Source organism: Frankia sp. AiPs1 (genome assembly GCF_023716945.1).
In the GTDB taxonomy this organism is placed as follows: domain Bacteria; phylum Actinomycetota; class Actinomycetes; order Frankiales; family Frankiaceae; genus Frankia.
Genome location: NZ_JAMQQF010000950.1, coordinates 1 through 1,336 on the forward strand (window position 1 = coordinate 1; position 1,336 = coordinate 1,336).

Sequence of the window (1,336 nt, forward strand, 5' to 3'; positions counted from 1 at the left end):
GGCCCGTGCCATCCGGGGGGTCCGCCCGGCGGGGGCGCGCCGACGGGCGCCGGCGGCTGACCGGCGGGTTGATCGGGACGCCCCCACCCGTCGTTGGGTAGCGGCGCGCCCCACGACGGTCCGGCGGAACCGTCGCCCGGCGGCGACGATGTGCCGGGCGCGGCCCAGCCGGGTCCGTCGGTCATCCGTGTGTCTCCACTCGTCGTTCGGGCGTCGCTCGTGGGCCGGGCGCCGCTCATCGGTCCTGGCGTTCGAGATCCTGCGGTGGTTCGAGGTCCTGCGGTCGATCGACGGTCTGTGCTCGTCCAACGATCTGTACCGTTCAACGGTCCCGTGCTCTTCAACGGTCTTGCGGCCACTCACGTCTCACCGTTGCTCATGACTCACGGCTGCTTATGGGGCGACGTGGCCACAGGCTTTCGCGGTCAGGGGTGTCTGTCCGGCAGCGGGGCGCCGCGCGGTGCTGCTCCCTGTTGTCAGGATTCTGTGCCCTGGGACGAAGGTGTGCCGAGGCCGGCGCGCGCATATCGCCGGTCGTGGCCGGGATCGTCCGCCCGGTCGTGCTCCCACCCGGTCGTGCTCCCGGTCGGCTGTACGCGCATGGTCCGCCGCACCTGGATGATCCGCCCAGCATCGATCGTCTCAGACGGCGCCCGGCCGTCGTGCGAGACCTCCCCTGGACCTTCTCCCCGGCCCGCTCCTGCGGGCCACTCCCTGCGCGCTATCGGCTTCGCGTGCCGGCGACGCGTTGCCGGCACGCGAAGCCGGCCTGCGGAACGGCTCGCGCGCCAACGCCAGCCCGTGGCCGGCATGCACTTCCATGGCCTGCTAGGCGCGGCCCCGTTCAGCGCCTCGACTCCGCCGGTCGCCCGCAGGAGTGGAGGCCTGCCCCCGCAGGTGCCCGTGCGTGTCCACAGCCGGCCGGACTTCGCAGGGTGCGTCGTCCACAGATCGTCTCCTGGGGCTGGCGAACGCACCGGCGGACGGTGATCCTTCCTCCTATGGCCCGCGCCTTGCTGCCCCTGCTCATCCGGAACCTGGCGATCCTCGCCGACCTGGTCGTGCCGCTGTCATGCGCCGGCTGCGGTGGTCGGGAGGTGTCGGTGTGCCCGGCGTGCGCTGCGGAGCTGCGCGGTCCAGCCTTCCTCGCCGTCGCGGGTCCCATGGCCACCCCGCGGCGGCGAGGGCTGCCGCCGTGTCTGGCGGCGGCTCACTACGGCGGCCGGGTCCGGTCGCTTCTGCTGGCATACAAGGAGCGCGGCCGGGTGGACGCCGCCCCGCCCGTGGGTGCCGCGCATGCCCCGTGGATAGCGCCGGGTTTTGCCAGTGAAAAAAA

Annotated in this window: 1 pseudogene; it reads left to right on the top strand. The window is 72.8% G+C overall.

Annotated features, from left to right (window positions below):
- Positions 1-1,001: 1,001 nt before the first annotated feature.
- Positions 1,002-1,336 (top strand): annotated as a pseudogene (locus ND748_RS32110) (ComF family protein); the annotation flags it as partial.